This is a genomic window from Anaeromyxobacter sp. SG17, from assembly GCF_022690695.1.
Classification (GTDB): Bacteria; Myxococcota; Myxococcia; order Myxococcales; family Anaeromyxobacteraceae; genus Anaeromyxobacter; species Anaeromyxobacter soli.
The window spans coordinates 1-15,398 of record NZ_JALCYX010000052.1 but is presented as its reverse complement, the minus strand read 5'-3'; the positions used below and the strand labels follow the sequence as shown (position 1 = coordinate 15,398).

The 15,398-nt window shown below is 73.9% G+C and carries 14 protein-coding genes; 12 read left to right on the top strand and 2 right to left on the bottom strand.

Features of this window, described 5'->3' with window-relative positions; all coding sequences use genetic code 11:
* Positions 1-22: 22 nt before the first annotated feature.
* The 5 genes from tgt to recJ all read left to right on the top strand — a co-directional run bounded on the left by tgt (position 23) and on the right by recJ (position 6,605).
* On the top strand, positions 23-1,198 hold the full coding sequence (gene tgt, locus MNY60_RS16880) for a tRNA guanosine(34) transglycosylase Tgt (protein ID WP_242340861.1): 1,176 nt from the start codon (positions 23-25) through the stop codon (positions 1,196-1,198).
* A gap of 110 nt (positions 1,199-1,308) precedes the next feature.
* Positions 1,309-1,659: a preprotein translocase subunit YajC gene (gene yajC / locus MNY60_RS16875; protein ID WP_242340860.1), complete on the top strand. Its 351-nt coding sequence runs from the start codon at positions 1,309-1,311 to the stop codon at positions 1,657-1,659.
* Complete coding sequence (gene secD / locus MNY60_RS16870) at positions 1,660-3,492, top strand: protein translocase subunit SecD (protein ID WP_242361187.1); 1,833 nt, start codon at positions 1,660-1,662, stop codon at positions 3,490-3,492. It begins immediately after the preceding gene.
* Positions 3,492-4,703: a protein translocase subunit SecF gene (secF, locus tag MNY60_RS16865; protein WP_242340858.1), complete on the top strand. Its 1,212-nt coding sequence runs from the start codon at positions 3,492-3,494 to the stop codon at positions 4,701-4,703. The genes secD and secF overlap by 1 nt, the downstream gene beginning before the upstream one ends.
* A 150-nt stretch (positions 4,704-4,853) precedes the next feature.
* On the top strand, positions 4,854-6,605 hold the full coding sequence (gene recJ / locus MNY60_RS16860) for a single-stranded-DNA-specific exonuclease RecJ (RefSeq protein WP_242340857.1): 1,752 nt from the start codon (positions 4,854-4,856) through the stop codon (positions 6,603-6,605).
* Positions 6,606-6,616: 11 nt separating this feature from the next.
* On the opposite strand, the gene MNY60_RS16855 is transcribed toward recJ, so the two are convergent.
* Positions 6,617-6,841 (bottom strand): YHS domain-containing protein, encoded by a 225-nt coding sequence (locus MNY60_RS16855; protein WP_242340856.1) that lies wholly within the window; start codon positions 6,839-6,841, stop codon positions 6,617-6,619.
* Positions 6,842-7,111: 270 nt separating this feature from the next.
* Here MNY60_RS16855 and aspS point away from each other — a divergent pair, with 270 nt between their 5' ends.
* Positions 7,112-8,926, top strand: a complete 1,815-nt coding sequence (gene aspS, locus MNY60_RS16850) for an aspartate--tRNA ligase (protein ID WP_242361185.1) — start codon at positions 7,112-7,114, stop codon at positions 8,924-8,926.
* 48 nt (positions 8,927-8,974) lie between these two features.
* On the top strand, positions 8,975-9,415 hold the full coding sequence (locus tag MNY60_RS16845; protein WP_242340853.1) for a GNAT family N-acetyltransferase: 441 nt from the start codon (positions 8,975-8,977) through the stop codon (positions 9,413-9,415).
* A 28-nt stretch (positions 9,416-9,443) separates the two neighbouring features.
* Here the strand turns inward: MNY60_RS16845 and msrA are convergent, their stop codons facing one another.
* Entirely contained in the window at positions 9,444-10,103 is a 660-nt protein-coding gene (gene msrA / locus MNY60_RS16840; protein WP_242340852.1) for a peptide-methionine (S)-S-oxide reductase MsrA, read from the bottom strand.
* 180 nt (positions 10,104-10,283) lie between these two features.
* Between msrA and MNY60_RS16835 the strand changes: the two genes are divergently transcribed.
* The 5 genes from MNY60_RS16835 to MNY60_RS16815 all read left to right on the top strand — a co-directional run.
* The gene (locus MNY60_RS16835) at positions 10,284-11,921 is read left to right on the top strand and encodes a glycerol-3-phosphate dehydrogenase/oxidase (protein WP_242361183.1); all 1,638 of its coding nucleotides are present in this window, start codon (positions 10,284-10,286) and stop codon (positions 11,919-11,921) included.
* Positions 11,918-13,225: an FAD-binding protein gene (locus MNY60_RS16830; protein WP_242361180.1), complete on the top strand. Its 1,308-nt coding sequence runs from the start codon at positions 11,918-11,920 to the stop codon at positions 13,223-13,225. Before MNY60_RS16835 ends, MNY60_RS16830 begins: the two co-directional genes overlap by 4 nt.
* A gap of 2 nt (positions 13,226-13,227) precedes the next feature.
* A complete protein-coding gene (locus tag MNY60_RS16825) occupies positions 13,228-13,671 on the top strand; it encodes a 4Fe-4S dicluster domain-containing protein (RefSeq protein WP_242341578.1) in 444 nt (147 codons plus the stop codon).
* A gap of 92 nt (positions 13,672-13,763) precedes the next feature.
* A complete protein-coding gene (locus tag MNY60_RS16820; protein ID WP_242341577.1) occupies positions 13,764-14,690 on the top strand; it encodes a diacylglycerol kinase family protein in 927 nt (308 codons plus the stop codon).
* A 39-nt stretch (positions 14,691-14,729) separates the two neighbouring features.
* Positions 14,730-15,398: hypothetical protein (locus MNY60_RS16815; RefSeq protein ID WP_242361178.1), on the top strand; the 669-nt coding region annotated here is incomplete at its 3' end.

Sequence of the window (15,398 nt, the reverse complement as noted above, 5' to 3'; positions counted from 1 at the left end):
GCGCGCGTACGACACCCGCGCGGTGATCCGGTTCGAGCTCCTCGCGCAGGACGGCGCCGCCCGCCGCGGCCGGCTGTCGACGCCGCACGGCACCATCGAGACGCCCGTCTTCATGCCCGTCGGCACCGCCGCCACCGTGAAGACGCTCGAGCCGCGCGATCTCGAGGCGCTCGGCGCGGGCATCATCCTCGCGAACACCTACCACCTGTTCCTGCGCCCCGGGCACGAGCGCATCCAGCGGCTCGGCGGCCTGCACCGCTTCATGTCGTGGAGCGGCGCCGTGCTCACCGACTCGGGCGGCTTCCAGGTGTTCAGCCTGGGCGAGCGCGGCGCCGAGGGGCGCGACCGCGCCGGCCCCGGGCTCGTCACCATCGCCGAGGAGGGCGTCACCTTCCGCTCGCACCTCGACGGCTCGCGCCACTTCCTCTCGCCGGAGCGCGCCATCGAGGTGCAGGAGGCGCTCGGGGCGGACGTCATCATGGCGTTCGACGAGTGCCCTCCGTCGCTCGCCGACCGCGCCTATCACGAGGCGTCGCTCGCGCGTACGCAGCGCTGGCTCGTCCGCTGCCGCGAGGCGTGGCGGGAGCACGAGGCGAGGAAGAGCGGGGAGGGGCGGACGCCGTGCGCGCTCTTCGGGATCGCGCAGGGCGGGCTGCACGCGGACCTGCGCGCCCGCGCGATCGCCGACGCGGCGCTCCTGGACCTGCCGGGCTACGCGCTCGGCGGCTACGCGGTGGGCGAGGCGCCCGCGCAGATGTGGGAGGGGGTCGCGCGCGACGCGCCGCTCCTGCCCGAGGGCAAGCCCCGCTACCTGATGGGCGTCGGGACGCCCGAGGACCTGCTCGCCGGGATCGCGGCGGGCGTGGACATGTTCGACTGCGTGCTCCCCACGCGGACGGCCCGGAACGGGCTGCTCTTCACGAGCCGCGGGAAGGTGGTCATCCGCAACGCTCGCCACGCCGACGACGAGTCGCCGGTCGATCCCGCGTGCGCCTGCTACACCTGCCGGACGTTCACCCGGGCCTACCTCCGCCACCTGTTCAAGGCGGGCGAGATCCTGGGCCTGCGCCTCAACACCCTGCACAACCTGCACTTCTACCTCTCGCTCCTCGCCGGCGCGCGGGAGGCCATCGTCGCCGGCGGCTTCGAGGCGTTCCGCAGGGAGCGGCTCGAGGCGTGGCGAGAAGCCGCAGGATAGCCCCAGGCATCGGCCGAGCGGGCGGGCCCCCGGCCGGAAAGAGGTTGCGGAAAGGCGCCAACTCACGCTAAAAGACGGCGCTTTTCCCTTTCCGTACCCAGCGGAGACTTATGCATCCCGTCCTCCACGCGTTCTTCTCTCAGACCGCGCCCGAGGGGCAGGCCCAGAACCCCATCATGGGGTTTCTGCCCTTCATCCTCATCGCGGTCGTCTTCTACTTCGTCTTCTTCCGCCCGCAGGCGAAGCAGGCGAAGCAGCACAAGCAGTTCATCTCCGAGCTGAAGAAGGGAGACGAGGTGCTCACGCAGGGCGGAATCATCGGCACGATCGTCCTCGTCGAGGACCGCACCGTGACGATCGACGCGGGGTCGGGGACGAAGCTGAGGGTCCTGAAGAGCCAGGTCGCCGGGCAGTGGAAGCAGGTCGAGTCCGTCCCGGTGAAGGCGGAGGCGAAGAAGTAGATGGAACGGTCCTGGTACTGGCGCGTCGCGCTCATCGTCGCGGTGGCGCTCTTCTCGCTGTGGCAGCTCGTCCCGAGCTGGTTCTACTTCAAGCTCCCGCCCGACCAGCGCAGCACCGAGGCGTACGAGCACGCGGTGCCCGGCTGGGCGCCGACGTCCCAGAAGCACCTCAACCTCGGCCTCGACCTCCAGGGCGGCATCCACCTCGCCATGGGCGTCGACGTGGAGCGCGCGGTGAAGGCGAAGGTCGCGCGCCGCGCCGACGAGATCGCCGAGTACCTGAAGTCGAAGAACGTCCCCGCCGAGTCGGTGACCACCACCGCGGGCGGCACGCGGGTCGCGGTGAAGGCCGCCGATCCGAAGCAGGTCGAGTCCTCGGTCCTCGACTCGTACGACCAGGAGATGTACTCGCCGGGCGTCGTCGACGGCGCGGTCACCTTCGCCTTCAAGGACACGGTGCTCCGTGACTTCCAGTCGAAGGCCGTCGAGCAGGCGGAGAAGACGATCCGCAACCGCGTCGACAAGTGGGGCGTCTCCGAGCCCGACATCAAGCGCAAGGCGAACAACCAGATCCAGATCCAGCTCCCCGGCTTCAAGGATCCGGAGAAGGCGAAGGAGCTGCTCGGCCGCACCGCGCAGCTCGAGTTCAAGATCACCGACGACGAGAACCCCGCCCTCGATCAGCTTCGCGCGCAGCTCACACCCTGCGCGACCGCCGACGGCTTCCGCATCCCGCTGCCGCAGGGCGGCTGCTGGTCGACCGAGAGCGTCGAGCTGCCGAACGGCACCGCGCGCGCGGTGACGATCCTCGCCGCGAACACGCGGCCGGAGATCGAGAAGCTCATCCAGGAGAAGGCGACGCCGCTCCTCGACCCCCAGAAGAACGTCGTCGGCATCGGCGAGGCCACCTTCGGCCAGGGCCCGACGCGCCAGCAGTACTACCGGACCTACCTCCTCCGCGCGAAGACGGAGCTCACCGGCGACTACATCGCCGACGCGCGCGCCGCGATCGACCAGTCCCAGCAGTTCGGCCAGTCGGGCCGGCCGCTCGTCCAGTTCACGATGAGCGTCGAGGGCGGCCGCCTCATGCAGAAGCTGACGAGCGAGAACATGCGCCGGCGCATGGCGACGGTCCTCGACGACAAGGTCGAGACGGCGCCGTACATCCAGGGCGAGATCTCCACGAACGGGCAGATCACGCTCGGCTCGGGGCGCAACCCGCAGGAGATGTTCGAGGAGGCCAACCAGATCGCGCTCGTCCTCAAGGCCGGCGCGCTCCCGGCCCCGGTGACGATCTCCGAGGAGCGCACGGTCGGCGCGACGCTCGGGCCGGAGCTCGTGCGGCGCGGCACCGTCGCCGCCCTCATCGGCCTCGGCCTCGTGCTCCTCTTCATGGTCGCCTACTACCGCGCGAGCGGGCTCGTCGCCGACGTGGCGCTCGTCCTGAACGGCCTGCTCGTCCTCGCGATCATGGCGATGATCGGCTCGACGCTCACGCTGCCCGGCATCGCCGGCTTCGTCCTCACCCTCGGCATGGCGGTCGACGCGAACGTGCTCATCAACGAGCGCATCCGCGAGGAGCTGCGCGCGGGGCGGACCATCAAGCAGGCGGTCCAGCAGGGCTATGACAAGGTGTTCTGGACCATCGTGGACTCGCACGTCACGACCCTCGTCGCGGCCCTCGTCCTCATGAACTACGGGTCGGGTCCGGTGCGCGGGTTCGCCGTGACGCTCGCGATCGGCCTCGTCGCGTCGATGTTCACGTCGATCGTGGTGACCCGGGCCTTCATGGAGTTCTTCACGCGCCACGAGACGGCGCGCCTGAGCGTGTGATGCGATTCAAGAGCTTCGATCTCATCCCCCACGGCACGAAGTTCGACTTCGTCGGGAAGCGCCACATCGCGGTGGCGCTCTCCCTCATCGTCAACGCCGCCGTCCTCCTCTGGGCCGTCCCCGCGATCCACGGCCTCAACTTCGGCGTGGACTTCGCGGGCGGCACCGAGATGGAGGTGAAGTTCGGCCAGCCCGTCGATCCGGGCGCCATCCGCAAGAGCATCGAGGACCTCGGCTTCAAGGGCGCCTCGGTGCAGACCTACGGCGCGGAGTCCGAGAACGCGTTCCTCATCCGCGTCGAGCGCATCGCGCTCATGAGCGACGCGGACGTGAAGCGCGTCGTCGACGCCGTCCAGGCCAAGGTCCCGATCCAGAGCTGGAGCTTCAACCCGGAGATCGGCGACAAGATCGACTTCCAGTTCAAGCAGCCTCCGAGCCCGCAGGAGCTCCAGGCCGCGGTCGAGGGCGCCGGCATCGGCGTCCGCGAGGTGCGCGCCGAGCAGGGCCTCGTGGCCGGCACGCGGTCGTTCGCCGTCATCACGCAGGGCATCCGCGAGAAGATCGAGCACGACCTCGCGACCCGCTTCGCGGAGGCGAAGCCCGACGTGCGGCGCGTCGAGTACGTCGGCCCCGCGGTCGGCCGCGAGCTGCGCAACCAGGGGTTCAAGGCCGTCCTCTACGCGATCGGCCTCATCGTCGTGTACATCGGGCTGCGGTTCGACTTCCGGTTCAGCCCCGGCGTCGTCATCGCGATCGTCCACGACGCGATCGTGACGCTCGGCTACTTCGCCTTCTCGGGGCGAGAGTTCAACCTCACCTCGATCGCCGTGATCCTCACGGTCGTCGGCTACTCGGTGAACGACACGGTCGTCGTCTACGACCGGATCCGCGAGAACCACGCCAAGTTCAAGGGCAAGTCGCTCGCGGAGATCGTGAACCTCTCGATCAACGAGACCCTCGGCCGGACGTTCCTCACGTCCTTCGCGACGGCGCTCTCGCTCGTCGGCCTCCTCATGTACGGCGTCGGGACGATCTTCGACTTCTCCGCCGCCATGCTGGTCGGCATCGTCTCCGGCACCTACTCGACCTGGTTCATCGCCGCTCCGATGACCATCTGGCTCGAGGAGCTCGCGGACAAGAAGAAGAAGAGCCGCGCCGCCCCGTCCGCCGCGGCGCCCGCCGCGCCCGCGGGACGCGCCGCGCAGAAGTAGCCGCGCCCGCGAGAAGCATCCGGGGCCCCGTCGCCGAGAGGCGGCGGGGCCCTCGTCTTTGGGGCGTGGCGCGCGGCGCCGAGGCGCGGCCGCGCACCGAAGGCCGGCGTCCGGGCGGGCGCTGTCACCCTCGCGTGGTATCGACCTCCCGTGGACGGCGCGGAGCGGCGGAGGTGGATCGAGACGGCGGTGGACGCGGAGGCGGCCGCCCGGCTCGCCGCCGCGCTGAAGCTCCACCCGGTCGCGGCGCGGGTCCTCGCGGCGCGCGGCTTCCTGTCGGCGGACGCGGCGGAGGGGTTCCTCGCCGCGCGGCTCGCGGACCTCCCCGACCCGTTCACCATGAAGGGCATGGACGCCGCGGTCGCGCGGCTCGTCCAGGCCGTCGAGGCGGGGGAGCGGATCGCCTGCTACGGCGACTACGACGTCGACGGGGTCACCTCGACGGCCCTGCTCTGTGGCTTCCTGCGCGCCGCCGGCGCGGACGTCGTGACCTACACGCCGCACCGGCTGGTGGAGGGGTACGGCCTCAACGTCGACGCGGTGAAGAAGCTCGCCGCGCAGGGCGCGCGCCTCCTCGTCACGCTCGATTGCGGCATCACGAGCGTGGAGGAGGTCCGCGCGGCCGCCGCGCTGGGGCTCGACACGGTGGTCGTCGACCACCACACCGTCCCCGTCGAGCTCCCCGCCGCGCGCGCGATCCTGAACCCCCACCAGCCCGGCTGCGCCTACCCGTCGAAGGGGCTCGCCGCCGTGGGCGTCACGTTCGCGCTCGCGATGGCCCTCCGGCGCGCGCTCCGCGACCGCGGCCGGTTCGGCCCGGCGCGGCCGGAGCCGAACCTCAAGGACGCGCTCGACCTCGTCGCGCTCGGCACCGTCGCCGACGTCGTGCCGCTCGTCGGCGCGAACCGGATCCTGGTCCGCTGGGGCCTCGAGGGCATCGCGCGCACGAGGCGCCCGGGGCTGCGCGCGCTGAAGCAGGTGGCGGGCCTCGCCGAGGGGGGCGAGGTCACCGCCGGACAGGTGGGGTTCCGGCTCGCCCCGCGCATCAACGCGGCGGGCCGGCTCGACGACGCCGGGCGCGGCGTGAGGCTCCTGCTCGCGGAGGACGAGGCGACGGCGCGCGCGCTCGCGGAGGAGCTCGATCGCGAGAACGCGGCGCGCCAGGAGATCGAGCGGCGGATCCTCGAGGAGGCGACGGCGGACGCGGCGGCGCGGGTGGCCGCGGGCGCGCGCGGGCTCGTGCTCGCGCGCGACGGGTGGCACGCCGGCGTGGTGGGGATCGTCGCCTCGCGCATCGTCGAGCGGTTCCACCGTCCCGCGGTGCTCGTCGCGCTCGAGGACGGCGCGGGGAAGGGCAGCGGCCGCTCGATCGAGGCGTTCCACCTCTACGACGCGCTCGCGGCCTGCGCGGGCCACCTCGCCCGCTTCGGCGGCCATCGGCACGCGGCGGGCCTGACCGTCGAGCGGGCCAGGCTCGACGCGTTCCGCGCCGCCTTCGAGGCGCACGCGGCGGCGCACCTCGCCGACGACGACCTCGTCCCGCGCTGCCGCATCGACGGCTGGCTCGAGGAGCAGGACGTGACCGAGCGCACGGTCGAGGACCTCGCGCGCCTCGGCCCGTTCGGCGCGGGGCACCCCGAGCCGGTTTTCGCCCTGCGCGGCGCGGCCGGGCGCGCCCGCACGGTGGGGGCGAGCAAGGCCCACCTGAAGCTCGCGCTCGGGCGCGGGCTCGACGCGATCGGGTTCGGGATGGGCGACCGGCTCGCCGCGTGCGCGGGCCCGGTGGAGGCGGCGTTCACGCTCGGCTTCGACGCGTGGGACGGCGTGCGCAGGCTGCAGCTCAAGCTCAGGGACGTTCGCCCAGCGGCGGCGCAGCGCGCGGGAGCGCCCGTCGCCGGCTGAGGCCAGGGCCCCTAGGCCAGGCCCCAGCTCGCGCGGCGATCGGTGAAGAGCGTGCCCAGCTTCGCGAGCTCGTTCACGTGGATCCGCTCGGCCTGCTTCTCGAAGCGCGCGCGGCAGCGCTCGGAGCAGAAGAAGTAGCGCCGCCGCTTGTACTCGAGCTCCTGCGCGTCGGCCTCGAGGACCGGCTGCCCGCAGATGGGGTCCACCGCCACGCCACCGTCCTCGTTAGCTCGCATGGCCCTGCCTCCTTGGCGCCCGCAGGTTCTGCAATGAAGAGGCCAGCCGGCTTCGCGGCGCCCGTGTGCGGGTGCGAGGAGGCGAGGCCCGCCCGGCTGTCGGAATTGCAGGCTCCTCCCTGAAAAATGGTAACCGCGGCGTCGGGCCGGCGGCCGCGCGCCCGGCGACGGTGGAGGCGCTGAAACGACGCGCAAAGCGAGCTCTCCCTACGCTTGACCTCCCAGGTTCCGCGGTGTTAGCTGCCTGATCCCACAGCAGGGAGGCTGCCATTGTCGCGTTTCATCACCGAGCTCAAGCGAACCCACACGTGTGGTGATCTCACCCGGGAGGACGTCGGCAAGGACGTCGTCCTGTTCGGGTGGGTGAACAACCGGCGCGACCACGGCGGAGCGGTCTTCATCGACCTGCGGGACCGGGCAGGGGTCACGCAGGTGGTGTTCGAGGAGGACGTCCGCCCCGAGGTGCACGACCTCGCGGGGCAGCTCCGGCTCGAGTACTGCGTCGGCGTCCGCGGGAAGGTCGTCTCGCGCGGCGGGAACGCGAACCCGAAGCTCAAGACCGGCGAGATCGAGATCCACGCGACCGACCTCGAGATCTTCAACCGCTCGGAGCCGACGCCGTTCCCGATCGAGGACAAGATCGAGACGAGCGAGGAGAAGCGGCTCCAGTACCGCTACCTCGACCTGCGCCGCGCGCCGCTGCAGCGGACGCTCATGACACGCGCGCGCGTGAACCACCTCACGCGCAACCACTTCACCGAGCAGGGCTTCCTCGAGCTCGAGACGCCCTTCATGGTGAAGTACACGCCGGGCGGCGCGCGCAACTTCCTCGTCCCCTCGCGCCTCAACGCCGGCAAGTTCTACGCGCTGGCGGAGAGCCCGCAGCTCTTCAAGCAGCTCTACATGATGGCGGGCTTCGATCGGTACTTCCAGATCGTCCGCTGCTTCCGCGACGAGGACCTCCGGCTCGACCGCCAGCCCGAGTTCACCCAGATCGACGTGGAGATGTCCTTCGTCGAGCAGAACGACATCTTCGACGTCATCGAGGGGCTCGTCGTCCGGCTGTGGAAGGACATCCTGGGCGTCGAGCTGCCGCGGCCGTTCCTGCGCATGCCGTTCGACGAGTCGATGGCGAAGTACGGCAACGACAAGCCGGACCTGCGCTTCGACATGCCGCACGTCGTCCTCACCGACCTCGTCCGCCAGCACGACGGTGGCGGCCTGCCGCTCCTCGAGGAGGCGGTGAAGGCGAAGGGGATCGTGAAGGCGATGCGCGTCCCCGCCTCGGCGAACTTCTCGCGCACCGAGATCGACAAGCTCGAGGAGTACGTGAAGGGCATGGGCGCGAAGGGGCTCGCCCGCGCGAAGGTGGGCGAGGGGGGCGAGTGGACCCAGTCGCCCTTCGCGAAGACCGTGACGCCCGCGCTCCGCCAGGCCATCAACGCCGCCTGCGGTGCGCAGCCGGGCGACCTCCTCCTCTTCCAGTTCGGGAAGGAGTCGGTCGTCCACACGGTGATGGCGAACCTGCGCGTGCACCTCGCGAAGCGCATGGGGCTCATCCCGGAGTACGGCTCCGGCGGCCAGTGGCGCTTTCTGTGGGTGGTGAACCCCCCGCTCTTCGAGTACGACGAGGAGTCCGGCCACTGGGCCGCCGCGCACCACGCGTTCACGCGCCCGCACGACACCGACGTCCAGTACCTCGAGACCGATCCGGGCCGGGTGAACTGCTACCGCTACGACCTCGTGCTGAACGGGTTCGAGATCGGCGGGGGCTCCATCCGTCTCCACGACCCGGCCGTCCAGGCGCGGGTGTTCAAGGCGATGGGGATCTCGGACGAGGAGGCGAAGAACAAGTTCGGCTTCCTCCTCGAGGCGCTCAAGATGGGCGCGCCGCCCCACGGGGGCATCGCGCTCGGCATGGACCGGCTCGTCATGCTCCTCACGGGCGCGGAGTCGCTCCGCGACGTCGTGGCCTGGCCGAAGACGCAGAAGGGCACGGACCTCATGACCGGCGCGCCAGGCGACGTGGACGCGAAGCAGCTCCGCGAGGTGTACGTGAAGTCGACGTACGACCCGGGCAAGTAGGGTCGGCAGGGTGGCGCGGGCCGCGGCCGTTCCGGTACCGTTCCAGCCATGGACTTCCTCGTTCGCTTCGCCTCCACGGCCGAGGATCGCGACGCCGCGTTCGCGCTGCGGCGCGCGGTGTTCGAGCAGGAGCAGAACATCCCGCGCCCGCTCGACCGGGACGCGCAGGACTCGAGCGCCGATCACGTCGTCGCGTTCGCGCCCGACGGGACCTGCGTCGGGACCGGCCGCATCGTCCGGATGGACTCGCGCACCTGCCGGCTCGGCCGGCAGGCGACCGCCGCGTCGCACCGGAGCCGCGGGGTCGGCGCGGCGGTGCTCGAGCACCTCGAGCGGATGGCGCGGCTGCGCGGCGTGGCGGAGCTGACCGTCCACGCGCAGCTCCCGGCGGAGCGGTTCTACGCGAAGCGCGGCTTCGCCCGGGAGGGCGAGGTCTTCCTGGAGGAGGGCGTCCCGCACGTCCTCATGCGCAAGCGGCTCACGTCCTGAGGGCCTCGCGCGCTCCGCGGGCCGCCCTTCAGCGCGTGCCCACCGCCCCGACGCCGGTGCCCACCGGGCAGCTCACGCCGGTGCCGCCGAGCCCGCAGTAGCCGCCGGGGTTCTTCGCCAGGTACTGCTGGTGATACGCCTCCGCGTAGTAGAAGCGCGGGGCGTCGCGGATCTCAGTGGTGACGGGGCCGTGGCCGGCCTCGCGCAGCACGGCCGCGTACGCGTCGCGCGACGCCTCCGCTGCGCGGCGCTGGGCCGCCGAGTGGACGTAGATCGCGGACCGGTACTGAGTTCCGACGTCGTTCCCCTGCTGCATCCCCTGGGTCGGGTCGTGCGACTCCCAGAACACGCGCAGGAGCTCGTCGTACGAGATGCGCGCCGGGTCGTAGATCACGCGGACCACCTCCGCGTGGCCGGTGCGGCCGGTGCAGACCTCGCGATACGTCGGGTTCGGCGTGAGCCCGCCCTGGTAGCCCACCGCCGTCGCGTACACCCCGGGGAGGCTCCAGTACGCGCGCTCCGCGCCCCAGAAGCAGCCGAGCCCGAGATCGGCGACGGCGTGGCCCTCCGGCCAGGGCGGAACGATCCGGTTCCGGTTCACGAAGTGGAGCTCCGGGACCTCGATGGGCTCATCGCGGCCGGGCAGCGCCTCGGCAGGGGTGGGGAGCGTGAGCGGCTTTCCGAGCATGTACCCTCCGTGTCCGGATCTAACCGGGACGCGGATCGGAGCCGGCACCGCGGCGGGGCGGGCGAGCCGCCCACCCCCGTGGGGGGAGCAGGCTGGCGGGCGTGCCCGGGCCCAGCAGATTAGGGGGGGTCAGCCCGCCGCGGCGCGTTACCCTGGCCGGGGCGGTGGCCCCGAGCGCGCATGGACTACGACGTCATCATCCTCGGCGGCGGCGTGAACGGGACGGGCACGGCGCGAGACTGCGCCATGCGCGGGCTCCGCGTCCTGCTCCTCGAGAAGGCGGACTTCGGCGTCGGCGCGAGCGGCAACTCGTCGGGGATGATCCACGGCGGGATCCGCTACATGCTCTCGGACAGGCACGTCACCGCGCTCGCGTGCAGGGACTCCGGGTACATCCAGCGGATCGCGCCGCACCTGCTCTTCCGCATCCCCTTCCTCATGCCGTTCACCTCCCGCGCGGCGGGCGCGACCTTGCGCGACCGCGCGGCGTGGTACGCGACCGAGGTCTACGTCGGGACCTACGACCTCTTCCAGCCGCTGAAGCACGGCAAGCCCTCGACCCGCCTCTCGGCCGAGGAGCTCTACCGGCTCGAGCCGGGGCTGCGTCCCGGGCTCCGCGGCGCCGTGACGCTCGACGAGTGGGGCATCGACGCGTTCCGGCTCTGCGCCCTGAACGCGCTCTCCGCGCGCGCGCACGGCGCCGAGCTCCGCACCTGGACCGCGGGGCGGGAGATCCTCGCGGAGGGGGGGCGCGTCCGCGGCGTGCGCTTCCGCGACGCGCTCACGGGCGAGGAGGGGGAGGCGCGCGCACCGGTGGTGTTCAACGCGACCGGCGCGTGGTCGCCCGCGCTCGCCCGGCGGAGCGGCGCGGCGGTGCCGATGCGGCCGGGGAAGGGCGTCCACCTCACGCTCGACCGGCGCTACTCCAACTACGGCGTCATCCTCTCGGCGGTCGACGGGCGCCAGATGTTCGTGATGCCGCACGAGGACGAGTCGATCGTCGGCACCACCGACGACGACTACTACGGCGATCCGGACGACGTGGAGGCGACGAACGACGAGGTCGAGTACCTCGTCGAGGGGGCGGCGTCGCTCCTCCCCGGGGTGAGGAACGCGCGCATCACGCGCGCCTGGTGCGGCCTGCGGACCACGATCTACGCCTACGGGCCGAACGAGGACGCGCTCTCGCGCGAGCACCAGCTCCACGACGGCGCCGCCTTCGGCCGGGCCGGGCTCCTGTCGCTCGTGGGCGGCAAGCTCGCGAGCTACCGGGCGCAGTCGCAGGAGGTCACCGACCGGATCCTGGCGCTCCTCGGGCGCGCGCCGGTGCCGTGCCGGACGCACGAGGAGCCGCTCCCGGGCGGCGACGAGGTCCCCGATCCGGCGGCCCTGGCGCGCGCGCACCCGGTCGCCGCGCCCATCGCGGCGCGGCTCGTCTACCGCCACGGCGGCCGCGCGCGCGAGATCCTCCGGCTCCTGGAGGAGGACCCGCGCCTCGGGCTCGTCCTCTGCCGCGACGAGGGCATCCTCGCCGCCGAGGTCGTCCACTGCGTGCGGCACGAGCAGGTGCGGCGGCTCCAGGACCTGCGCCGGCGCTGCCGGCTCGCGGTCGGCGCGTGCGCCGGGCTCGACTGCGCGCGCGTCGCCGCGCAGCTCGCCGGGCGCGAGCTCGGGTGGTCGCCCGAGCAGGTCCGCGCCGAGCTCGCCGACCTGCTCGACGCCGGCTGGCGCGAGCGGCGGCCGATCCTCGACGGCGCCCAGCTCGTGCAGGAGGAGCTCGTGCGCGGAGCGCACGCCGCGGCGGGGGCGCCGTGGTGAGCCCCCGCGCCGTCGCGGCGGAGGTGCTCGTCGTGGGCGGCGGCATGGCCGGGACGATCGCGGCCCTCGCGGCCCGCGAGGCGGGCGCGCGCGTGGTGCTCGTCCGGCGCGCGCCCGGCGCGACCGCGCTCTCCTCGGGCGCCGTCGGCGTCGCGCCCGACCCCTTCGCGCTCCCCGGCGAGCCGCTGCGCGCCGCGCGCGGCCCGCTCGAGGCGGCCCGGCGCCTCGCCCGGCTGAGGCCCGATCACCCCTACGCCGTGCTCGGGGACCGCCTCGAGGCGCTCCCCGACGCGCTCGCCTTCGCGACGCGCGCGCTCGCGCCGCTCCTCGCGCCGCCGCTCGAGCGGCCGCGGTTCCTCGCGACCTCGTTCGGCACCGCGGTCCCGGCGGCGCTCTGCCAGCGCTCGCAGGCCGCCGGCGATCTCCTCGCCGTGGGCGGCACGCTCGTCGTCGCGGGTCTCGCCGGGCACCTGGGGCTCGACGCCGCGCTCGTCGCCGCCTCCCTCGAGCGGTACCGCGCCCGCGGCGGTCCGCCGACCTTCGCCGTCGAGGTGGACGCCGGGCTCGGCGAGCTCGGGCTCCTCCGACCGCACGAGCTCGCGCGCCGGCTCGAGCAGCCCGGCGCGGCGGAGGCGCTCGGGGCCGCGATCCGGGCGGCGCTCCCCGCCGGCGCGGGCGCAGTGCTCGTCGCGCCGGTGCTCGGGCTCCGCCCGGAGGCGCAGGTGCCGGAGCGCGTCGCCGGGGCGGCCGGGATCGCCGTGGCGGAGCTGCTCGCGGACGTTCCGAGCATGCCGGGCGTGCGGCTCCAGGCGGCGCTCGAGGCGGCCCTCGCCGCGGCCGGGGTCGAGGTGGTGCAGGGCGCGATCCAGGGGGCGACGGGCCCGGGCGCGCCCATCGCCGCCGGCGCGACCGAGATCACCGCGGCCCGCTGGGTGCTCGCGACGGGGCGCTTCGTGGGGGGTGGCATCGCCCGGCGCGGCACGCTGCGCGAGCCCGCGCTCGGGCTGCCGGTGCAGGCGGCGGAGGGGCGCGAGGCGGGCGTGGACCTCGCCGCGCGGCCCGCCGCGTCGCTCACGGGCGCGGCGCGGGTCGGGCCGCAGCCGCTCCTCTCCGCGGGGCTGCGGGTGGACGCGAGGCTCCGGCCGCTCGACGCCCGCGGGCGCCCCGCCGCCGAGGGGCTCCACGCCGCGGGCGCGGTCGTGGGCGGCCACGAGCACGCGAGCGACGGCACCGGCCTCGGCGTGGCGATCCTGACCGGCTATCTCGCGGGGCGCGCGGCGGCGCGGCCCGGGGGAGGGGAGTGACCTTGGCGACGCGGGCCGGCGCGCTCTCGTATCTCGCCTGGCGGGCGCTCGTCGCGCACCCGCTGCGGCGGCTCTTCCGCCGGCGCGGGACGGGGCTCGAGCGCTTCCGGGCGGCGTACGTCGCGGAGGGGCTCGGGCCGACCACGCCGGAGGACCGCGCCGTCGGCGAGGCCGCCTCCGCGTGCGTCGCGTGCGGCCTGTGCGAGCTCGGGTGCGAGCTCGCGGGGGCCGTCCCGGCGGTGCGCGCGCTCGGGCTCCACGCGGCGTTCCGGCTCTACTCGCGGAGCGCCGCCGGGCTCCCGCTGGCGGCCGCCGCGCTCGAGGCGTGCGCGGGCTGCGCGGGCTGCGACGCGCTCTGCCCCACCGGCGTGCCGATCGCGCGGATCGTCCGCCACCTGCGCGCGAAGGCCCTCGCCGGCCGGGACCCTCCCGTGCGCGAGGGGTGAGGCGTGGACGCGGGCCGCCTCCTGCCGCAGCGCGGCAAGCAGCCTGCGACGCGGCGGCGCGCGCCGGCCGCTCGCCTGTTATCCTCACGCACGTGAAGCCCTTCCTCGTCGTCAACCCTCGCAGCGCCGCCGGCCGCACGGGCCGCCACTTCGACGCCATCGCGCGCGCGGTCCGCGCCGAGGTCGGCGAGTTCGAGTGTGCCTTCACGGTCGCCCCGGGCGACGGCGCGCGGCTCGCGCGCCAGGCGGTCGCCGCGGGGGCGGGGCTCGTGGTCGCGGTCGGCGGCGACGGCACGGCGAGCGAGGTCATCGACGGGCTCGTGGACGGCGGGGTCGCCTCCCCGGCGCACGTCGTGTTCGGCTACATCCCGCGCGGCACGGGAGGGGACCTGCGCAAGACGCTCGGCATCGGGGCCGGCGTGACCGCCGCGGCGCGCGCGCTCGCCTGCCCGAAGGTGGCGGTGTGCGACCTCGGCCGCATCACCTTCGCCGCGCACGACGGGACGACGCGGGTCGCCCACTTCGCGAACGTCGCCGGGTGCGGCATCTCCGGCGAGGTCTCGCGCCTCGTGAACCAGGGGCTGCGCCTCCCGAGCGGCAAGCTCTCGTTCATGCTCGCCTCGGCGCGCGCGCTCGTCGGCTGGGCCGATCCGCTGGTCCGCTGGCGCGTCGACGGCGGCGAGTGGACCCAGCAGCGGATCACCGCGCTCTCGGTGTGCAATGGCAGCTTCTTCGGCGGCGGCATGCGGGTGGCCCCGGACGCGAGGATGGACGACGGGCTGTTCGACGTCGTGATCTGGTCCGGCTTCGGCATCGCCGACTTCGTCACGAAGAAGCGCATGCTCTACGACGGCACCCACGTGCGGCTCCCGAACACCCGCGTGCTGCGCGCGCGGACCGTCGAGGTCGAGCCCGTGGGCGACGCGAGGGTCCTGCTCGACGTGGACGGCGAGGCGCCGGGGACGCTGCCGGCCCGGTTCGAGATCCTGCCGGGGGCGCTCCGGATCCGGGTGGGGTAGTCGCCTCACGGTGAACGGGCGCGTGCTTACCCTCGCGCCATGGTCCCAGCGCTCGCCCTCCTGCTCCTCGCCCTCGTCGGGTCCGGCCCGGCCGGGGACGCCCCGGCCGCCTCGCCTTCGCCGGCGGCCGTTCCTGCCGGCGCGCCGGCGCGCCTCACCCTCCCGGAGGACGTGAAGCGGCTCTGCGCCGCGCTCGCGCCGGTCGAGCGGCTCCGTCCGAAGGGCGACGCGGTGGCGCGCGGCGACGCGGAGCGGGCGCACGACGTCGCGCGCGGTCGCGCCCTCGCCGGGCGGTACGAGGCGATCGTGCCGGCAGGGAAGCTCGAGCTCGCCTACGACGCGGGCGCCGGCACGCTCGGCCTCGCCGAGCCGGCCCAGCTCCCGATCGCCGACGGGACGGCGCGCCTCTGGCCCAGCGAGGACCCGGGTCTCCCCGTCGAGGTGGACGCCGCGACGGCGCGCCGGCTCATCGAGGCGCAGCGCGCCGGCCGGCTCTCGCTCGGGCTCGAGTTCGCGCTCCCCGACGACGCCGCCTGCGGCGTGGGCGCCCGCGGGACTCGCTTCACCCTCCCGGTCGAGCCGGTCGCGTGGCGCTGGACGAACGGGGAGACGGTGATCGCGGCGGGCGGCGCCGCGGCGGAGCGGCCCCTCGCGTCCGCCGCGGCCGGCGCGACGCCGCGCGTGACCGTCGGCGCCCCGGTCGCAGGT

What these genes read in the sequence shown, in the direction of transcription:
- yajC (WP_242340860.1), top strand. Translation starts at nt 1,309, where the DNA reads ATGCATCCCGTCCTCCACGCGTTCTTCTCTCAGACCGCGCCCGAGGGG.
- secD (WP_242361187.1), top strand. Translation starts at nt 1,660, where the DNA reads ATGGAACGGTCCTGGTACTGGCGCGTCGCGCTCATCGTCGCGGTGGCG.
- secF (WP_242340858.1), top strand. Translation starts at nt 3,492, where the DNA reads ATGCGATTCAAGAGCTTCGATCTCATCCCCCACGGCACGAAGTTCGAC.
- MNY60_RS16855 (WP_242340856.1), bottom strand. Translation starts at nt 6,841, where the DNA reads ATGCGAGCTAACGAGGACGGTGGCGTGGCGGTGGACCCCATCTGCGGG.
- MNY60_RS16845 (WP_242340853.1), top strand. Translation starts at nt 8,975, where the DNA reads ATGGACTTCCTCGTTCGCTTCGCCTCCACGGCCGAGGATCGCGACGCC.
- msrA (WP_242340852.1), bottom strand. Translation starts at nt 10,103, where the DNA reads ATGCTCGGAAAGCCGCTCACGCTCCCCACCCCTGCCGAGGCGCTGCCC.
- MNY60_RS16835 (WP_242361183.1), top strand. Translation starts at nt 10,284, where the DNA reads ATGGACTACGACGTCATCATCCTCGGCGGCGGCGTGAACGGGACGGGC.